This window comes from Flavivirga aquatica, from assembly GCF_001747085.1.
Lineage (GTDB): Bacteria > Bacteroidota > Bacteroidia > Flavobacteriales > Flavobacteriaceae > Algibacter_C > Algibacter_C aquatica.
On the sequence record NZ_MDJD01000028.1, the window covers coordinates 83589 to 100899 of the forward strand.

General features: G+C 29.6%; 19 protein-coding genes. 17 read left to right on the top strand and 2 right to left on the bottom strand.

Features of this window, described 5'->3' with window-relative positions; translation table 11 throughout:
• Window positions 1-63 precede the first annotated feature (63 nt).
• Window positions 64-927, top strand: a complete 864-nt coding sequence (locus tag A8C32_RS05575; RefSeq protein ID WP_069829455.1) for a M57 family metalloprotease — start codon at window positions 64-66, stop codon at window positions 925-927.
• A gap of 101 nt (window positions 928-1028) precedes the next feature.
• Window positions 1029-1304, top strand: coding sequence for an ATP-dependent Clp protease adaptor ClpS (locus tag A8C32_RS05580; protein ID WP_069829588.1), 276 nt, complete (start codon window positions 1029-1031; stop codon window positions 1302-1304).
• Window positions 1305-1668: 364 nt separating this feature from the next.
• On the opposite strand, the gene A8C32_RS05585 is transcribed toward A8C32_RS05580, so the two are convergent.
• The gene (locus tag A8C32_RS05585; RefSeq protein WP_069829456.1) at window positions 1669-4149 is read right to left on the bottom strand and encodes a TonB-dependent receptor; all 2481 of its coding nucleotides are present in this window, start codon (window positions 4147-4149) and stop codon (window positions 1669-1671) included.
• Window positions 4150-4240: 91 nt separating this feature from the next.
• On the opposite strand from A8C32_RS05585, the gene A8C32_RS05590 reads away from it, so the two are divergent.
• Complete coding sequence (locus A8C32_RS05590; RefSeq protein ID WP_069829457.1) at window positions 4241-4603, top strand: CoA-binding protein; 363 nt, start codon at window positions 4241-4243, stop codon at window positions 4601-4603.
• Here A8C32_RS05590 and A8C32_RS05595 read toward each other — a convergent pair.
• Complete coding sequence (locus A8C32_RS05595) at window positions 4580-6022, bottom strand: sodium:solute symporter (protein WP_069829458.1); 1443 nt, start codon at window positions 6020-6022, stop codon at window positions 4580-4582. The genes A8C32_RS05590 and A8C32_RS05595 overlap by 24 nt on opposite strands.
• Before the next feature lie 115 nt (window positions 6023-6137).
• On the opposite strand from A8C32_RS05595, the gene recR reads away from it, so the two are divergent.
• The 14 genes from recR to A8C32_RS05665 all read left to right on the top strand — a co-directional run bounded on the left by recR (window position 6138) and on the right by A8C32_RS05665 (window position 17222).
• Window positions 6138-6755 (top strand): recombination mediator RecR, encoded by a 618-nt coding sequence (gene recR / locus A8C32_RS05600; RefSeq protein ID WP_069829459.1) that lies wholly within the window; start codon window positions 6138-6140, stop codon window positions 6753-6755.
• Complete coding sequence (locus A8C32_RS05605; RefSeq protein WP_069829460.1) at window positions 6756-7361, top strand: phosphoribosyltransferase; 606 nt, start codon at window positions 6756-6758, stop codon at window positions 7359-7361. It begins immediately after the preceding gene.
• Window positions 7336-7947, top strand: a complete 612-nt coding sequence (locus A8C32_RS05610) for an HAD family hydrolase (protein ID WP_069829461.1) — start codon at window positions 7336-7338, stop codon at window positions 7945-7947. Before A8C32_RS05605 ends, A8C32_RS05610 begins: the two co-directional genes overlap by 26 nt.
• 134 nt (window positions 7948-8081) lie before the next feature.
• On the top strand, window positions 8082-9395 hold the full coding sequence (locus A8C32_RS05615; protein WP_069829462.1) for a dihydrolipoamide acetyltransferase family protein: 1314 nt from the start codon (window positions 8082-8084) through the stop codon (window positions 9393-9395).
• 166 nt (window positions 9396-9561) lie between these two features.
• Complete coding sequence (locus A8C32_RS05620; protein ID WP_069829463.1) at window positions 9562-10338, top strand: 3'-5' exonuclease; 777 nt, start codon at window positions 9562-9564, stop codon at window positions 10336-10338.
• Window positions 10339-10373: 35 nt separating this feature from the next.
• Entirely contained in the window at window positions 10374-10985 is a 612-nt protein-coding gene (locus tag A8C32_RS05625) for a fumarylacetoacetate hydrolase family protein (protein ID WP_069829464.1), read from the top strand.
• Window positions 10986-10989: 4 nt separating this feature from the next.
• On the top strand, window positions 10990-11331 hold the full coding sequence (locus tag A8C32_RS05630) for an Hpt domain-containing protein (RefSeq protein WP_069829465.1): 342 nt from the start codon (window positions 10990-10992) through the stop codon (window positions 11329-11331).
• The gene (locus tag A8C32_RS05635) at window positions 11331-12581 is read left to right on the top strand and encodes a competence/damage-inducible protein A (protein ID WP_069829466.1); all 1251 of its coding nucleotides are present in this window, start codon (window positions 11331-11333) and stop codon (window positions 12579-12581) included. The genes A8C32_RS05630 and A8C32_RS05635 overlap by 1 nt, the downstream gene beginning before the upstream one ends.
• An 80-nt stretch (window positions 12582-12661) precedes the next feature.
• Complete coding sequence (gene rpmB / locus A8C32_RS05640) at window positions 12662-12898, top strand: 50S ribosomal protein L28 (RefSeq protein ID WP_069829467.1); 237 nt, start codon at window positions 12662-12664, stop codon at window positions 12896-12898.
• 24 nt (window positions 12899-12922) lie between these two features.
• On the top strand, window positions 12923-13105 hold the full coding sequence (gene rpmG, locus A8C32_RS05645) for a 50S ribosomal protein L33 (RefSeq protein WP_069829468.1): 183 nt from the start codon (window positions 12923-12925) through the stop codon (window positions 13103-13105).
• A 47-nt stretch (window positions 13106-13152) separates the two neighbouring features.
• Entirely contained in the window at window positions 13153-13305 is a 153-nt protein-coding gene (locus A8C32_RS05650) for a DUF4295 domain-containing protein (RefSeq protein WP_069829469.1), read from the top strand.
• Between the two features lie 229 nt (window positions 13306-13534).
• A complete protein-coding gene (ftsY, locus tag A8C32_RS05655) occupies window positions 13535-14509 on the top strand; it encodes a signal recognition particle-docking protein FtsY (protein WP_069829470.1) in 975 nt (324 codons plus the stop codon).
• Window positions 14510-15022: 513 nt separating this feature from the next.
• On the top strand, window positions 15023-16327 hold the full coding sequence (gene rimO, locus A8C32_RS05660) for a 30S ribosomal protein S12 methylthiotransferase RimO (protein ID WP_069829471.1): 1305 nt from the start codon (window positions 15023-15025) through the stop codon (window positions 16325-16327).
• A gap of 424 nt (window positions 16328-16751) precedes the next feature.
• The gene (locus A8C32_RS05665) at window positions 16752-17222 is read left to right on the top strand and encodes a hypothetical protein (RefSeq protein ID WP_069829472.1); all 471 of its coding nucleotides are present in this window, start codon (window positions 16752-16754) and stop codon (window positions 17220-17222) included.
• The last annotated feature ends 89 nt before the right edge of the window (window positions 17223-17311 follow it).

The window sequence follows — 17311 nt, forward strand, 5'->3', positions numbered from 1 at the left end:
ACTTATGTCATTAGTTTTCGGAAAACGTTAATCTTTTTTTAATTTAAAACCCTAAAAAACAAAATGAAAAATTTTAAAGTAATTTTAATAGCAATTCTATCATTAACATTTATCTTTCAATCTTGCCAAAAAGATGATGTAGTAATCGATGAAACTAACGAATTAAAAAGTGAGTCTGGAACAGATACAGGTAAAGTAACAAAAGCCATGTTAAAAAAATTATCAAGTTTTTACATGAATACAGATAATGTAAGAACAGTCGATTTTTTATTGCCAGATGGAACAACCAAGCCTATGATTCAAGTAGAAGGGGATATCATGTTGTCTGAAGAACAGGTTATGAAAATGGATATGGGGAACGGTCTTACAGATCGTAACTATCGTACCAATAATTTAGTGTCTCAAGGAAGAAATATATCTATTATAGGTTTCACAGGAGACAGTGGGCAAGGCTTATCTGAAAAGGAGAGAACAGGATTGCAATGGGCAGTAAATAATTTTAACCGTTTAAATGGTGTGTCAATTTCTTTTACATTAACTTTTGGAACCGACTATGAAGATAAGGATATGGTTGTTTATCATAACCCAAATGAAGATGAAGCAGGTGGTTCTGCAGGATTTCCATCAAATGGATTGCCAAATAAGTTTGTACAGATTTATGGTTTAAATAATTATAACACAAACGTTATCGAACATGTTATTACTCATGAAATAGGACACTCTGTTGGCTTTAGACATACAGATTGGCAAACAAGACAAAGTTGTAGAAATGGTAGAGGAGAACAAGTAGGAAGTGTTGGAGCTAATGAAATTCCAGGTACTTCCGCAGGATATAACCCAAATTCAATTATGGTAGCCTGCTTTAGTAATAATGAAGATGGAGAGTTTGATAGTGATGATATTATTGGATTACAGAACATGTATTAAAATCGTAATAAAGAGTATTTTAGTTGAAAAGGACATCATTTTTTGATGTCTTTTTTCTTTTTGTTTAAAAAAATAAATTATTTTAGATGAAAATTTTAATAATGAGTATCCAGGAGAAAGTATTAGAACAGTTTGATACTGCTACAAAAGAAAAGAAAAATAACGAAATTATTGTTTATAATGATGACGTTAATACTTTTGATCATGTGATAGAAACTTTAATTTATGCTTGTGATCATACTCCTGAACAAGCAGAACAATGCTCGCTTATAGTCCATTATAATGGAAAATGTACTGTAAAAACGGGTGTGTACGACGATTTAAAACCACGTTGTTCCATGTTAGTTGAGGCAGGTATAAGTGCTGAAATAATATAAAAAAACTCTAGTAGAATTTATTAGGTTTTTTGCACTTTACTTAGCTTAGAAATAAATTGGCATGGAACTCATCTTGACTTTTTCTGTTTCCTAAAAAATGTCTGAAATTCGTTCATATTTCATTATTTTTTTACACGTAGCGATGCTATGTCTTTCAAAAAGTACTTAATCTGAACAAATTTTAACTCATTTTCGGTTAAAAACAAAAAGTCAAGATGAGTTTATAGCAAAACAACTTGTTTTCAATACAGGACAGTATCAAATAAAAAACCCAAAACAGATGTTTTGGGCTTTTTATTTAATACCCTTACATTAACACTAACCATCAATTATTATGCAGGATATTAAATTATTTAATAATATTTTAAAGAAAACCTCCGCCTCCAGATTTTTCATTATTATCACGTTTTTTTCTATTTAAGGCTTTGTATTTACCTCCGCCAAAACGATATGAAAGTGCGATATTCCATGTATTACTTTCCCAGTTAAAATTCCCAGTTGATTGGTATGGTGTTGAGCTGTCAAATTCAAATTTCATGGAGTTGAATATATCATTATAATTAAAGCTAAAGGTCGCTCTATTGTTTTCTAGAAAGCTATATCGCATACCTGTATTAACTAAATACATAGGTTTTCGAGTAAATTGTATCCCTTTTTCTTCTCCACGATACATCGAAAAGAGAGAGAAACTTAATTTTTTTGAAGCTTTAAAATTATTAAAGAGTCTTAAATTCCAAATTACATTATCAACTTCTGTATGTTGTCTAACTATATCATTAATAGTTGCATTTTGTAAATCATCAGTATCTATAAATTCAGTAATTCCTTTTTGTTTTTGAGAATACAAATCAAAACTACCATTTAAACTCCACCATTTGGTAGGACGATAATTACTTGATAATTCCAATCCAAAAGCAGAGGTGTTATCAAAATTATCAAAAGATAAAATAGCATTTGCAGCACTTATATCAGTTCTATCAATAGAAACATATCTATTAATGTTATCTTCAATGATCCTGTAAAATACACCAGCAGTAATACTTCCTTTTTTTAATTGTCTAGTATAATTACTTTCAATTGAATTAGTAAACTGTGGCTGTAATTTTGAATTACCAAAAGAAGATATACGAGGCGTACTCCATTCTCTAATAGGGTTTACCTGTTGCAATCCAGGACGATCAATACGACGACTAAAGCTTAATTGATATGTGTTTTTATTAGAAGGTTTATAACTTATAAAAGCAGAAGGATATACCTGAAAATAATCATTTTCAAAAGGTAATAGTTCAGTAGAATTACTATCAAAAATTCTTAATGCATCAGCAGTTGTATTAACCTGTTCTGCGCGAAATCCAACCTGGTAATTCCATTTGTCATATGTTTTTTGAAAGGTTAAATATGCAGAATAAATATCTCTATTGTAATCAAAATCAGTACTAGGTGTTGGAATAAGAGTTCCTAAGCTTGAAAATGTTTGTCCAGTTGAGATATAGTTTATGTCTGAATTAAATAAACGTGCTTGTAAACCAACTTCAAGTTTTGTTTTTTCATTTATGGGCTTTACATAATCTATATTTACTGTAGTTTGACTACGTTCTGTATCAACGTTATCAATATAATTAGGAGGGAAACTAAAGTTCAAATAGGTAAATTTAGCAATCTCATCTTGATTAAAATCATTATGATCTATTTCGACATCTAAAGTTTCATCTTCATTTGAAAATTTGTGTTTGTAAGCAAGATTATATTGTCCAGAATTATTATTAGATTCATTATTGAATAATTGATTCTGAGAAATGTTATTTGATGAGTTGATATGTGTATTACTAAAGTTTTTACCATTAAAAATATTTTGGTTAGTGAAAAATGAAATAGTATTATTATCATTTAAATAAAAATCGACACCAACTTTATATAAATGAGACTTGTTATTGTTGTTAAACTTAAAGTTTTGTTGAGAGCTATCATCTAAACGGTTAATTGTTCCGTAATTATCATTTTTACCAATATTATTTCCGTAGTTTCCAAAGAAATTAAACTTTCCGTTTCGGTAATTCATATCAATAGAACTGTTGAATTTTGCGAAAATTTCTTTAGTAAGTCCTAAGTTTATATTTCCGTTAAACCCAAGTTTGGTGTTTTTATGTAATTTAATGTTAATTATACCGCTCATCCCTTCTGGGTTATATTTAGCAGACGGGTTTGTAATCAATTCAATTTGCTTGATAGATGTTGAAGGAATTTGTTTTAAAAGCTGGGCAATAGGTACATTACTTAGTTTCCCATCAATCATAACACGTACATTTTCATTACCACGTAGGCTAATATTTCCTGTTTGTTGATCTATACTAACAGAAGGTAAATTAGTCATGATATCGCTAGCATTAGCTCCAGCAGTCGTTAAATCTTTACCAATAGTTATAATTTTTCTGTCTACTTTTTGTTGAATGGTAGAAACCTCGGCAACAACAGTAACAGCATCTAAGCCTTCTGTGGATTCTTCTAATAAAATATTGCCTAAATTAACTCTATAATTTCCTTTACCAATAGTAATTTCTTTTTTAATAGTTTTGTAGCCTATATATTGTATGCTAATGATGAGATTGCCTTCAATGATATTTTCAATTTTAAATGTTCCATCATCTAAAGTTATGCCCCCAGTTAACGTTTTTCCTGTAGAGTTTTTTATTATAATATTTACATAGGGTAAGGGAGCGTTTAATTTAGCGTCTAATACTTTTCCAGATATAGTGCCAGTTTTTTCTGCTTTGATTTCTGGGTCTGTAGTATTAGCTTTTACAGATATTGAAAATAGAATAAAGGATAAAAAGAAAAATCTTCTCATTTTGATTTTTTTGATTGATGTAATTATAAAGAAGACGCAAGACCTTTATTTCTGTTACTATATTTGATGTGTATTAACATATTTTTAACAAATGAATAAAAAAACATTAGTATTAGGAGTGTCTTTAAAATCTAATAGATATTCTAATTACGCAGTACAAAGATTGATTGCTAATAAATTTGAGGTTGTAGCTTTTGGTTTAAAGAAGGGAAAAGTGTCTGAGGTAGAAATTGATACAAGGTTATTACCTTATGAAGCTATACACACTATAACTTTATATTTAAACCCTAAAAGACAAAAAGAGTATTATAATTATATTATTTCGTTAAACCCAAAGCGTGTTATTTTTAATCCTGGAACAGAAAATCCAGAACTTTATAAGAAGTTAAAAGAAAATAATATTGATTTTGAAGTTGCCTGTACTTTAGTTTTACTTTCTACGAATCAATATTAAGCCTATAAAAGTTAAGATTCCATTTATAATTAATATTTCAAATCCTATTTGATAACCATTTAATAAGTCAATCGAATATATATTAATAAAAAATGATATTATAGGCGCTACAATAGCTATTGCCCATACATACTTATCTTTCAATTTTACTTTGGTAAATATACCTAGGGCAAATAAACCTAATAAAGGTCCATAGGTGTACCCTGCAGCTTTGAATAATTCCCAAATAACAGATACGTTTTTAAAAATAGTATCAAATAGTATAATAACAATAACTAATAAAGCGCTAATAAAAATATGAGTACGTTTTCTAATTCTTTTTTGAGCTTCTTTTGGTTTTTTATCTAATTCTATAATATCAATACAGAAAGAAGTTGTTAGAGATGTTAAAGCAGAATCGGCACTTGAATAAGCTGCAGCTATAAGTCCTAATAAAAAGAAGGCAGAGGTTAGTACTCCAATTTCTGGTAGCATAGCTATAGTTGGGAATAAATCATCTTTTTTAGAGGTAATACCATGTTGACTAGCATATTGAGTTAGTAGTAACCCTAAAACTAGAAATAAAATATTAACAAAAACAAGAACGATGCTAAACGAGATCATATTTTTTTGAGCTTCTTTTAGGTTTTTACAGGTTAAGTTTTTTTGCATCATATCTTGGTCTAACCCAGTCATAGTAATTGTAATAAACATACCAGCAAGGAAACTTTTAACAAAATATTGAGCATCATTAATATTATTAAAGAAAAACACTTTACTCATAGTGTTTTCTTTTACATTAGTATAAATTTCTGAAACACTATTTAAGTCTAATGCAGATGCTAAAAAAATAATTGTGATTACAACAGAAACAAGCATGAAAAGCGTCTGTAAGGTGTCTGTGAATATGATAGTTTTTATACCACCTTTAAAAGTATAAAGCCAGATCAAAGCAATAGTAATTATAACAGTGACTGCAAATGGAATGTCATACTGATTAAAGACTAATAGTTGGAGTACTTTGGCAACTAAAAATAACCGAAAGGAGGCGCCTATTATTCTTGAAATAAGGAAAGCAACAGATCCAGTTTTGTAGCTAACATTACCAAATCGATCTCTTAAATAAGTATAAATAGAAGTTAAGTTTAGTTTGTAATATATAGGTAATAAAACATAAGCAATAACAAGATACCCGAAAAAATATCCAAATACTACCTGTAAATATCCAAATTGTTTGGTTTCTACAGCTCCGGGTACAGAAATAAAAGTAACTCCAGAAAGGGACGCGCCTATCATCCCAAATGCAACCAAATACCATGGAGCAGATTTGTTGGCTTTAAAAAAAGCTTCGTTAGAATCTTCTTTACCAGTTAGATAAGATATTAAAATTAGAACTCCAAAATAAGCAGCTATAAGTAACATGATTTGTGTTGCCGACATAAAATATATTTTCAGATTTTGAAAGTACAAATTTAAATGACATATTGAATGAGTAAATAAAAAAGAGTTCGTTAAAGTTTAGTGAAATTGATAGCTAAATATTAAATTCGCAATTATGGAATTTTCTTCAAAATTACTTGAACGTGCTGTAAATGAGATGTCACAATTACCTGGTATAGGTAAGCGTACAGCTTTACGTTTAGTTTTGTTTATGTTAAGACAACCTAAGGATCAGACTATAGCATTATCTGAAGCTTTAAAAACGATGCGTAATGAAGTGAAATTTTGTAAATCATGTCATAATATAAGTGATATTGAACTTTGTGAAATATGTTCGAACCCAAATAGGAAAGAAGAAATTATATGTGTTGTTGAGGATATTAAGGACGTAATGGCTATAGAAAATACAAGTTCTTTTAAAGGGTTGTACCATGTTTTGGGAGGTAAAATTTCACCTATAGATGGTATAGGTCCGCATGACTTGAATATAGATTCATTAATAAATAAAATAAAAGAAGGAAAAGTTAAAGAACTTATTTTTGCTTTAAGTCCAACTATGGAAGGGGATACTACTAATTTTTATATATACAGACAAATTCAAGATTATAAGGTTTTTACTTCAACTATAGCTAGAGGAATATCCGTCGGTGATGAATTAGAATATGCAGATGAAATTACTTTAGGGAGAAGTATTGTAAATAGAATTCCGTTTGAAAATTCTATAAAAAATTAGATGGAAGTGATCACTTTAAATAACGAAACTTTTTTTGAAAAGTGTTCTGAATTAATGTCAAGAGTAGATTTTAAACCAGATACGATTGTTGGAATCCTTAATGGCGGTGGTTATGTTGTAAATGGAATTAAAAAAGGAAAAGAATTTGAGAGTGTTCAATTTAAGTTGATAAAACTTCAGCGAGATAATTGGTTAAAGAATGTTTTTTTAATTAAACTGGTTTTAAGTGTGCTACCATGTAAAATATCAGATAGATTAAGGATTTTTGAATCTAAAAAAGCAAAAAAAGTAATCAATAAATTAAATTTAGATCAATTATCTAATTATAATATTGATTTTCATTTAAAATCAACACCAAATCAAAGTAGTCAAAATATTTTAATTATTGATGATGCTATAGATACAGGAAGAACCATGTTTATAGTTAAAAATAATTTAAATAGATTGTTTCCAAATTCGCAAATAAAAACAGCTGTGATTTCATGGACAATTGAGAATTCAATTATTCAGCCAGATTACTATCTGTTTAAAAATACTTTAGTTAGATTTCCATGGTCTAAAGATTATAAAGGGAAAGATTTTGAAAAAAAGAGTTTTAGTAGTTGATTTAGATGGGACACTTTTTACAATAAATACGTTTCATTATTTTATAAAATATCTTATTATTTATAGTATAAAGAACTTTAAGTTTATTCTATTGTTTAAATTATGTTTAGCTATAGCTTCTAGGTTATTTGCAACACATGCTAAAATGAAATATTTCATTTTGAAATTATTAAAAAACAGAGTAGATATAGATTACGAAAATTTTATAACTACTATAGCTGTTAAAAAAAGATATATTCCAGAGGTATACGACAAGAATTTTGATATTAAAATATTAGCTACCGGAGCTCCTTCATGTTATGCTAATGTTATTGCTAAAAATGAGCAGTTTAATATATGTTTAGGTACAGATTTTCCTAATTCAACTTTTGATCCCTTATTTGAAAATATGAAAGCTGTAAAAAAAGAAAATGTTATGAATTGTTTGAAGGTTGAGAATATTAATGAAATTGATACATTAATAACCGATCATATAGATGACTTACCTCTAATTAAATTGGCTAAACGGAATATTATCGTCGAGCCCAATGAAGAGCTAATATCTATATTAAAACAAAATTCAATTTTTTTTGAAGTAATACCTTAAACAAGTTAACTTTGCACAACAAAACATAGAATAGTAAGTTTAAGGTTTGTGTTAATAAGAATAATTAAAAATAATAGTTCTTTTTTTATTAATTTCGCGAAATAAAATTAAAAAATAAGCATTACATTATCGATATGGCAAAATTTGAGCTAAAATTACCAAAAATGGGAGAAAGTGTTGCAGAAGCTACAATAACATCTTGGTTAAAAGAAGTAGGAGATACTATAGAGTTAGATGAACCTGTTTTGGAAATAGCTACGGATAAAGTAGACAGTGAAGTGCCTAGTGAGGTTGAGGGAATTTTGGTAGAACGTTTTTTTAATATTGATGATGTTGTTCAGGTCGGTCAAGTCTTAGCAACTATAGAAATTGAAGGCAGTGATGATAATTCGAATATAGAAACTTTGGTAGAAGAGGTTGTTGAACAAGAAAAAGTTATTGAACAAATAGCCCAAACAATAACAGTTGCTAAAGATATAGTTACACCATTAGTTTCTAATGAGACTCGATTTTATTCTCCATTAGTTAAAAATATAGCAAAAAAAGAAAGAATAAATCAAGAGGAATTAGATGCTATTGTAGGAACGGGAAAAGAAGGACGTGTTACTAAAAATGATATTTTAAGTTATATTCAAGATAAAGGAGGGGAACAAGAGCAAGTTGTAGCTGAAAAAGAAATTATTAATACTCAAGTTAAATCTCTTGAAATGCCAACGTCAGTTCCAGTTGTAACCAGTGGAGAAGATGAAATTATAGAAATGACCAGAATGGGCAAGCTTATAGCGCATCATATGGTTGAGTCTATTCAGACTTCTGCTCATGTACAAAGTTTTATTGAAGCAGATGTTACAAATATTTGGAATTGGAGAAAGAAGGTAAAAGAAGCTTTTGTAAAACGGGAAGGCGAAAATTTGACTTTCACACCAATTTTTATGGAAGCTATAGCTAAAGCATTACGCGATTATCCAATGATGAATATTTCTCTTGAAGGTAATACTATTATAAAAAAGAAAAATATTAATTTGGGTATGGCAGCAGCTTTACCAGATGGAAATTTAATTGTGCCAGTAATAAAAAATGCAGATCAATTAAATTTAGTAGGCATGACGAAGCAAGTAAATGATTTGGCTAATCGTGCTCGAACAAATAAGCTTAAACCAGATGATATTCAAGGTGGTACTTATACGGTTACTAATGTGGGGACTTTTGGTAGCATCATGGGAACTCCAATAATCAATCAACCTCAAGTTGGAATATTAGCTCTTGGAGCTATTCGAAAAGTGCCAGCAGTTATAGAAACTAGCGAAGGTGACTTTATAGGAATTCGTTATAAAATGTTTTTATCTCACTCGTATGATCATAGAGTTGTAAATGGAGCTTTAGGAGGGCAATTCGTTAAGGCTGTAAAAGATTATTTAGAAGCTTGGGATATCAATAGAGAAATTTAGAATTCTTTTTAGTTCTTTTTGAGGTGAATTAAATACTTTTTTAATAAAGTTAAAGTTATGCAATGACAGTAATTAAGAAAGTCTAATTTTAGATTTAATGTTAAAAAAGTATCGAGTATTAAAAGTAATATAATAGAATTTTTTTGTATAAAACACACTAGAATATATGCAGTTAAACCTCTCCAAACCTATTTGTTTTTTCGATTTAGAAACAACAGGAGTTAATATATCAAAAGACCGTATTGTAGAAATATCTATTCTTAAGGTATTTCCTAATGGAAAAGAAGAAAGTAAAACATGGTTGGTTAATCCAGAAATGACTATACCTGATGAAGTTATAGCAATTCATGGAGTAACAAATGAAAAAGTAGCAAATGAACCTACTTTTAAAGAGCTCTCAAAAGAGATTTTTAATATGATAAAAGATTCAGATTTAGGAGGGTTTAATTCTAATAGATTTGATATTCCATTGTTAGCAGAAGAAATGTTGAGAGCTGAAGTAGATTTTGATATGAAAAACAGGTTAGCTATAGATGTTCAAACCATTTTTCATAAAATGGAGCAACGTACATTAACTGCAGCTTATAAATTTTATTGCGATAAAAACTTAGAAGGCGCGCATAGTGCAGAAGCAGACACTAATGCAACTTATCAGGTTTTAAAAGCTCAAATTTCTAAGTACGAAGCCATAGAAAATGATACTAAGTTTTTAGCAGAATTTAGTTCTCACAAAAAGTTTGCAGATTTTGCAGGTTTCATAGCTTATAATAAAGAAGGAAAAGAATGTTTTTCTTTCGGAAAGCATAAAGGTAAATTAGTTGTAGATGTTTTAGAAAAAGAACCAGGATATTTTGGTTGGTTACTTAATGCCGATTTTCCATTGTACACTAAAAAAGTACTAACGGCTATCAAACTAAGAAATTTTAATAATAAGCTAAGTTAATTCAAAACTACTTATTTAACTGTAAAAAGCAATCCATGAAACTCATCTGTATAGGTCGTAATTATACTGAGCATATCAAAGAGTTGGAAAATGAAAAACCACAAGATCCCGTAGTTTTTTTAAAACCAGATACAGCGATTCTTCTTAAAAAACAACCCTTTTTTATACCTGATTTTTCTGATAATGTGCAATATGAAGTGGAGATATTAGTTAAAATAAATAAAGTAGGTAAATACATTGATAAGAAATTTGCACATAAATATTATAATGAAATAGGGGTAGGTATTGATTTTACGGCACGAGATTTACAAAGTCAATTAAAGAGCAAGGGGTTGCCTTGGGAGAGATCGAAATCTTTTGATGGATCAGCAGTAATAGGTAATTGGCTATCAATTACAGATATTGAAGATGTTAATAATATTAACTTTTCATTACAAAAAAATGATGATATTGTTCAGCAAGGAAATACTAGATCGATGCTTTGGAAAATTGATGAATTGATAGAATATGTGTCAAAATATTTTACTTTAAAGATTGGAGACATTATATTTACTGGTACGCCAGCAGGAGTTGGTAAAGTAATACCAAATGATAAACTAAAAGGATTTATAGAAAACAAAGAAATGTTCTCTATAAAAGTAAAATAAAATAATGGAACAACATTACAAATTGCATAGAGTTAGAGAGTTAGCTGATAATGATGATAGTTTTATAGAAACATTAGCGGAAGCTTTTTTAGAAGAAGTACCTGAGGATACTGAACGATTAAAAAATGCTGTGGCTAATAAAGATTATCATGAGGCTTATCAAGCAGCTCATAAAATGAAACCTACAGTTGATTTATTTGAACTAGGAGTACTCGATACTCTTATAGAGGTTCAAGATTGGGGTAAGTTTGAGAAAAAAGACTTGGACGTAACTTCTCAATTAGATATTGTTATTTCTGCTATAGATAAAGCTGTAGCTGAAATAAGATCAGATTTTAATTTATAATGTTAGCAGAAATAATTACTATTGGAGATGAGCTCCTTATAGGCCAAGTTACAGATACTAATTCAGTATTTATAGCTAAACAACTTAATAAAATAGGTGTTTCTGTATATCAAATTACTTCTGTACAAGATGATAAAGCACACATACTTCAGGCTTTAAAAAATGCAGAAGATGCAGTAGATATTGTTATTCTTACTGGTGGACTAGGGCCAACAAAAGATGATATTACAAAAAAAACAATCGCAGAATACTTTAATGACACACTTGTTAAGGATGATTCAGTATTAGAGAATATTGAATCGATTTGGAAACAACATATTAAAACAGAGCTTTTACAAGTAAATAAAGATCAAGCATTAGTGCCTTCAAAAGCAAAGGTATTAATGAATAAGTTAGGTACAGCTCCAGGTATGTGGGTTGAAAAAGGAAATAAAGTTTTTATTTCACTTCCAGGAGTACCATATGAGATGAATGCATTAATAGAAAATGAAGTCATCCCTAAAATAAAAAACAAATATAATTGCCCATTCATTTTACATAAAACATTGTTAGTATATGGTTTAGGTGAGAGTGCTTTAGCTGCTAGAATAGAACAATGGGAAGATGCATTGCCTAAGCATATTAAATTAGCATATTTACCTAATTTAGGACAAATGAGACTACGTTTGTCAGCAAAGGGAGAAGATGAAGCTCAAATAATAAAGGATGTTGATCAAGAGGTTAATAAGGTTTTACCTTTAATAAAAAAAGAATTTTTTGGTTTTGAAGATGAAGAAGGCTCTGTTGAAGTTACTATAGCAAGACAACTTACTAAATTAGGTAAAACACTTGCTATAGCAGAAAGTTGCACTGGTGGCACTATAGCAGAACGTTTTACTGTAAATTCAGGAGCATCTACATACTTTAATGGAGGTGTAGTTACTTATGCTACAGAATCCAAAATAAATGTTTTAGGTGTTTCAAAAACAGATATAGAGATGCATTCTGTAGTTAGTTCTAAAGTAGCAGAATCTATGGCAAAAAATACGATGCAATTATTTAAATCAGATTTTGCAGTTTCAACTACAGGAAATGCTGGACCTACAAAAGGGGATTCAGATGCAGAGATAGGAGATGTATTTATTGGAATAGCCACAAAAAATAATGTTTATTCAGAGAAATTTAATTTTGGAAATAGTCGTGTAAAAGTTGTAAATAAAGCAGTTAATAAGGCTTTAGAAATGCTCTTAAAAGAAATTTTTAAAAATTGACAAAAATAAGGTTGACTTAATTGAAAGAATTTGTATATTTGCACCTCGTTTTTAAACATTAAAAATTTAAAGTTAAAATAATGTCAAGAGTTTGTGAACTAACAGGAAAGAAGGCAATGGTTGGAAACAACGTGTCTCATGCATTAAATAGAACTAAACGCAAATTTAATGCGAATTTAGTAAAGAAACGTTTTTACATTCCAGAAGAAGATAGCTGGATAACTTTAAAGGTTTCAACATCTGCTTTAAAAACTATTAACAAAATAGGTATTTCTGCAGCAATTAAAGATGCAAAATCTAAAGGATTTTTAAAATAATAGCTGTATTTAAAAGTAAAAGAAATGGCAAAGAAAGGTAATAGAATACAAGTAATATTAGAATGTACAGAACATAAAGAATCTGGTAAATCAGGTACTTCAAGATACATTACTACTAAGAATAAAAAGAATACGCCAGATAGAATGGAAATAAAGAAATTTAATCCAATTTTAAAGCGTATGACAGTTCACAAAGAAATTAAATAATTTAGGCATTTTTTGCATATAAAAAAAGTCAATTAAAGTACAAAGTCATGGCAAAGAAATCAGTAGCATCGTTACAAACAGGATCTAAAAGATTAGCAAAAGCTATAAAAATGGTCAAGTCTCCAAAAACTGGAGCTTATATGTTTGTTGAGTCAATCATGAATCCAGAAGAAGTTAAAGACTTTTTTAGTAAAAACTAAAAGAGTATATATCAATATATTAAAAGCTGCTTTCATTACGAAAGCAGCTTTTTTATATTTATATTTGAATAGTTTTCTGCCATTATAGCAGAAAGAAAAGAGTGGTAAGGAAATTGACAGTAATAAATTAGTAGTTACTATATGAGGTAGTTCTTTGTTACACCCTTTTAATTGTAATACTTTTTATTAAGTTAGATATAAATAACGCACCAACAAATAACTTTAAAAAATGAGTTTTTTTAAAAAAATATTTTCTTCAGAAAAAAAGGAAACATTAGATAAAGGATTAGAAAAAACTAAATCCAGTTTCTTTGGGAAATTAAGTAAAGCAGTAGCTGGAAAATCTAAAGTCGATGATGATGTTTTAGATAGTCTTGAAGAAATATTAGTGTCTAGTGATGTTGGAGTAAATACAACACTTAAAATTATTGATCGTATTGAAGCACGTGTTGCAAAAGATAAGTACTTAGGTACAGACGAACTAAATCAAATCCTTCGTGAAGAAATAGCCAGTTTATTAAGTGAAACTAATACTGGAGAAGAAACAGAATACAGAATACCTGATTTACCTAAGCAAGTAGATGGAAATAAAACACCTTATGTTTTAATGGTAGTTGGAGTAAATGGTGTTGGTAAAACGACTACAATAGGGAAATTAGCTTATCAGTTTAAGAAACAAGGTTTAAAAGTTGTACTTGGAGCAGCCGATACTTTTAGAGCTGCAGCTATAGATCAACTTCAAGTTTGGGCAGATAGAGTAGATGTGCCTATGATTAGACAAGAAATGGGGAGTGACCCTGCATCGGTAGCTTTTGATGCTTTACAATCGGGAGCCAATCAAGATGCAGATGTTATTATCATAGATACGGCAGGACGTTTACATAATAAAGTAAACTTAATGAATGAGCTTACAAAAGTAAAACGAGTAATGCAAAAAGTAGTTGGAGATGCTCCTCATGATGTTTTACTAGTTTTAGATGGTTCCACAGGCCAAAATGCTTTCGAACAAGCGAAGCAATTCACAGCAGCAACGGAAGTAACTTCTTTAGCGGTGACTAAGCTTGACGGAACAGCAAAAGGAGGCGTTGTCATAGGTATTTCAGATCAATTTAAAATTCCTGTAAAGTATATTGGTGTAGGAGAGGGGATAGAAGATTTACAGGTGTTCAATAAATTTGAGTTTGTCGATTCATTCTTTAAATAAAATAAAGCATTAAGTAGTCTCTCTCTTTATAGAGACTAATCAATTTGCATATTAATTTTTTTTCATAAATCATTGTCAAAATTTGATAAGGAAAAATTAAAGTTATTTGTATTTTGTTCTATCCTTATAATCACTAGTTTCTTGTTAGGAACAACATATATTTTTGGTCATTTTTCCAAAAGCGTCATACATATTATCAAGCACATTAGTAATCAATTTTCATTGGACTTCAATTTGGATTCCAGTTTAAATCTGAAAATAGATTTCGTTTTCCAAGCGTTAGAATTTAAAGGAGAAAAATAAATTTCACTTTTATCAGTTTACTTGATCATTAAAATTATCATTTGAACCACATTAAAAAAAAGAAGAAAAAGAATAAAATTATTTTTTTCATAAGGCAGGTTTTTATTTAAGATGGTTAACTATTTAAAAGGTTTAATTAAGGTTGTATCTTTGCGCTTTGAATTTAGTTTCATTAATTAATAAAAATTCCTATTTATAAGGAAAAATAGTATGCGCACAAAAACTCTTAAAAAAAACAAAATCAACGTAGTCACGTTAGGATGTAGCAAAAATGTTTACGATAGCGAAGTTCTCATGGGACAACTTAAAGCTAGTGGTAAGGATGTGGCACATGAAGAAGAAGGTAATATAGTTGTTATTAATACATGTGGATTTATTAATAATGCCAAAGAGGAAAGTGTGAATACAATTCTGGAATATGTTCAGAAAAAAGAAGAAGGAGAAGTAGATAAGGTTTTTGTAACAGGATGTTTAAGTGAACGTTATAAACCAGACTTAGTTAAGGAAATACCTAATGTCGATGAGTATTTTGGAACAACAGAGTTACCAGGATTACTAAAAGCCTTAGGAGCAGACTATAGACATGAATTAATAGGTGAGCGTTTAACAACAACTCCAAAAAACTATGCTTATTTAAAAATAGCAGAAGGTTGTGATAGACCATGTTCGTTTTGTGCTATACCAATTATGAGAGGTAAACACAGAAGTACGCCTATAGAAGAAATTGTTATAGAAGCTGAAAAGCTAGCTGCTAAAGGCGTTAAAGAACTTATATTAATAGCTCAGGATTTAACTTATTATGGGTTAGATTTATATAAAAAAAGAAATTTAGCAGAATTATTAGAAGCCCTTGTTAAAGTTGAAGGTATTGAGTGGATTCGTTTACATTATGCATTTCCAACTGGATTTCCAATGGATGTGCTAGATATAATGAACAAAGAACCTAAGATTTGTAATTATTTAGATATTCCATTACAGCACATCTCAGATAGTATACTTAAAAGTATGCGACGTGGTACAACAAAGGAAAAAACGACAAAATTATTAAAAGAGTTTAGAGCGAAAGTTCCAAATATGACTATAAGAACAACACTTATAGTTGGATACCCAGGAGAAACTGAAGAAGATTTTCAAACGCTTAAGCAATGGGTACAAGAGATGCGTTTTGAGCGTTTAGGTTGCTTTACTTACAGTCATGAAGAAAACACGCATGCTTATAATTTAGAAGATGATATTCCTGAAGAAGTTAAAATACAACGAGCTAACGAAATTATGGAAATTCAATCTCAAATTTCTTGGGAATTGAATCAACAAAAAATAGGAGAAACCTTTAAGGTTATTATTGATAGAAAAGAGGGTAATTATTTTATTGGGCGTACAGAGTTCGATTCTCCAGATGTTGATAATGAAGTGCTTATTGATGCTACTAAAACCTATCTAAAAACAGGTGAATTCACTACGGTAAAAATTACTGAAGCTGAAGATTTTGATCTTTATGGAGAAGTAATAGATTAAAACTATATCTACGATTTTAGAAACTAAGTTTTTTACTTGTATAAATAACAAATTAAGAGATATATTGTATGTAGAAGTTTAAATAAGCTTTCTAGTATCATTATTCCCTAGCACGAAGTACTCTATTTTCGGTTGATCTTTTGTTGATATACTTTTACAAGTATTAGAAATCTAATCATATATTATTTTTTAATACTTGGATTAATTACTGATTTTACATTGTAATTGAGTAATTTAATCATAGAAGTAGAACAATAAAGTAGGTGTTTATCCCTGATTATATAAACAGATAAAAGTTCGCTAAAGTATGATATATAGGTACTCTAGATTTGCACTGTTCGCTAAAAGTAAATGATTTTGCGAATGGGCGGTAGCAGAAAAGCCATCAAGAGAGTACGCGATCACTTTTGTAAATAATTTTATTATGAGTATTTTAAACGATGTTTTAGAAGTTAAAAAAAGCGAAATAGCAGGAGTTGAAACTGCTGAGGATAAAAAAGCTAGGCTAGAAGCAAATGCTGTATCAACAGATTCGATAGTAGATACAGTTGCTGGAAATGGTATTGCATTGCGTGATACAGTTACGATGTCTGTAAACAACGACGGGTATATTGTATTAAATTGCAGTGCAACTATAGCAGGAGACGATGATTTTGTTGGAGTATATGCCAATCCTTCATTACCTCAAGGTGATAATCTTGGAGGTAGTCATGGTTGGGAATGGGTTATTCACACAAATAAATTCCCTTATACTACGAAAGTTCAGGCTCAGGTAGGTATTGTGGGAGTTTATTGGAGTAAAGATTATAGAACAAAAAATTATGTTCAAGTTTGTTATTCTGCATCTCTTCCCGATACATCGCCAGGAACTAGTGTAACTGGATCTTCTTATTAAATTATAGTATTTTATTTATTAATAGGTATAGTGCTAAATTTAAGTGTTATACCTATTGATTTACAAATTTATGTTTTGCTTTATTCCGA

Coding starts and splice junctions, on each gene's coding strand:
- A8C32_RS05575 (WP_069829455.1), top strand. CDS start 64: ATGAAAAATTTTAAAGTAATTTTAATAGCAATTCTATCATTAACATTT.
- A8C32_RS05580 (WP_069829588.1), top strand. CDS start 1,029: ATGAGTATCCAGGAGAAAGTATTAGAACAGTTTGATACTGCTACAAAA.
- A8C32_RS05585 (WP_069829456.1), bottom strand. CDS start 4,149: ATGAGAAGATTTTTCTTTTTATCCTTTATTCTATTTTCAATATCTGTA.
- A8C32_RS05590 (WP_069829457.1), top strand. CDS start 4,241: ATGAATAAAAAAACATTAGTATTAGGAGTGTCTTTAAAATCTAATAGA.
- A8C32_RS05595 (WP_069829458.1), bottom strand. CDS start 6,022: ATGTCGGCAACACAAATCATGTTACTTATAGCTGCTTATTTTGGAGTT.
- recR (WP_069829459.1), top strand. CDS start 6,138: ATGGAATTTTCTTCAAAATTACTTGAACGTGCTGTAAATGAGATGTCA.
- A8C32_RS05605 (WP_069829460.1), top strand. CDS start 6,756: ATGGAAGTGATCACTTTAAATAACGAAACTTTTTTTGAAAAGTGTTCT.
- A8C32_RS05615 (WP_069829462.1), top strand. CDS start 8,082: ATGGCAAAATTTGAGCTAAAATTACCAAAAATGGGAGAAAGTGTTGCA.
- A8C32_RS05620 (WP_069829463.1), top strand. CDS start 9,562: ATGCAGTTAAACCTCTCCAAACCTATTTGTTTTTTCGATTTAGAAACA.
- A8C32_RS05625 (WP_069829464.1), top strand. CDS start 10,374: ATGAAACTCATCTGTATAGGTCGTAATTATACTGAGCATATCAAAGAG.
- A8C32_RS05630 (WP_069829465.1), top strand. CDS start 10,990: ATGGAACAACATTACAAATTGCATAGAGTTAGAGAGTTAGCTGATAAT.
- A8C32_RS05635 (WP_069829466.1), top strand. CDS start 11,331: ATGTTAGCAGAAATAATTACTATTGGAGATGAGCTCCTTATAGGCCAA.
- rpmB (WP_069829467.1), top strand. CDS start 12,662: ATGTCAAGAGTTTGTGAACTAACAGGAAAGAAGGCAATGGTTGGAAAC.
- rpmG (WP_069829468.1), top strand. CDS start 12,923: ATGGCAAAGAAAGGTAATAGAATACAAGTAATATTAGAATGTACAGAA.
- A8C32_RS05650 (WP_069829469.1), top strand. CDS start 13,153: ATGGCAAAGAAATCAGTAGCATCGTTACAAACAGGATCTAAAAGATTA.
- ftsY (WP_069829470.1), top strand. CDS start 13,535: ATGAGTTTTTTTAAAAAAATATTTTCTTCAGAAAAAAAGGAAACATTA.
- rimO (WP_069829471.1), top strand. CDS start 15,023: ATGCGCACAAAAACTCTTAAAAAAAACAAAATCAACGTAGTCACGTTA.
- A8C32_RS05665 (WP_069829472.1), top strand. CDS start 16,752: ATGAGTATTTTAAACGATGTTTTAGAAGTTAAAAAAAGCGAAATAGCA.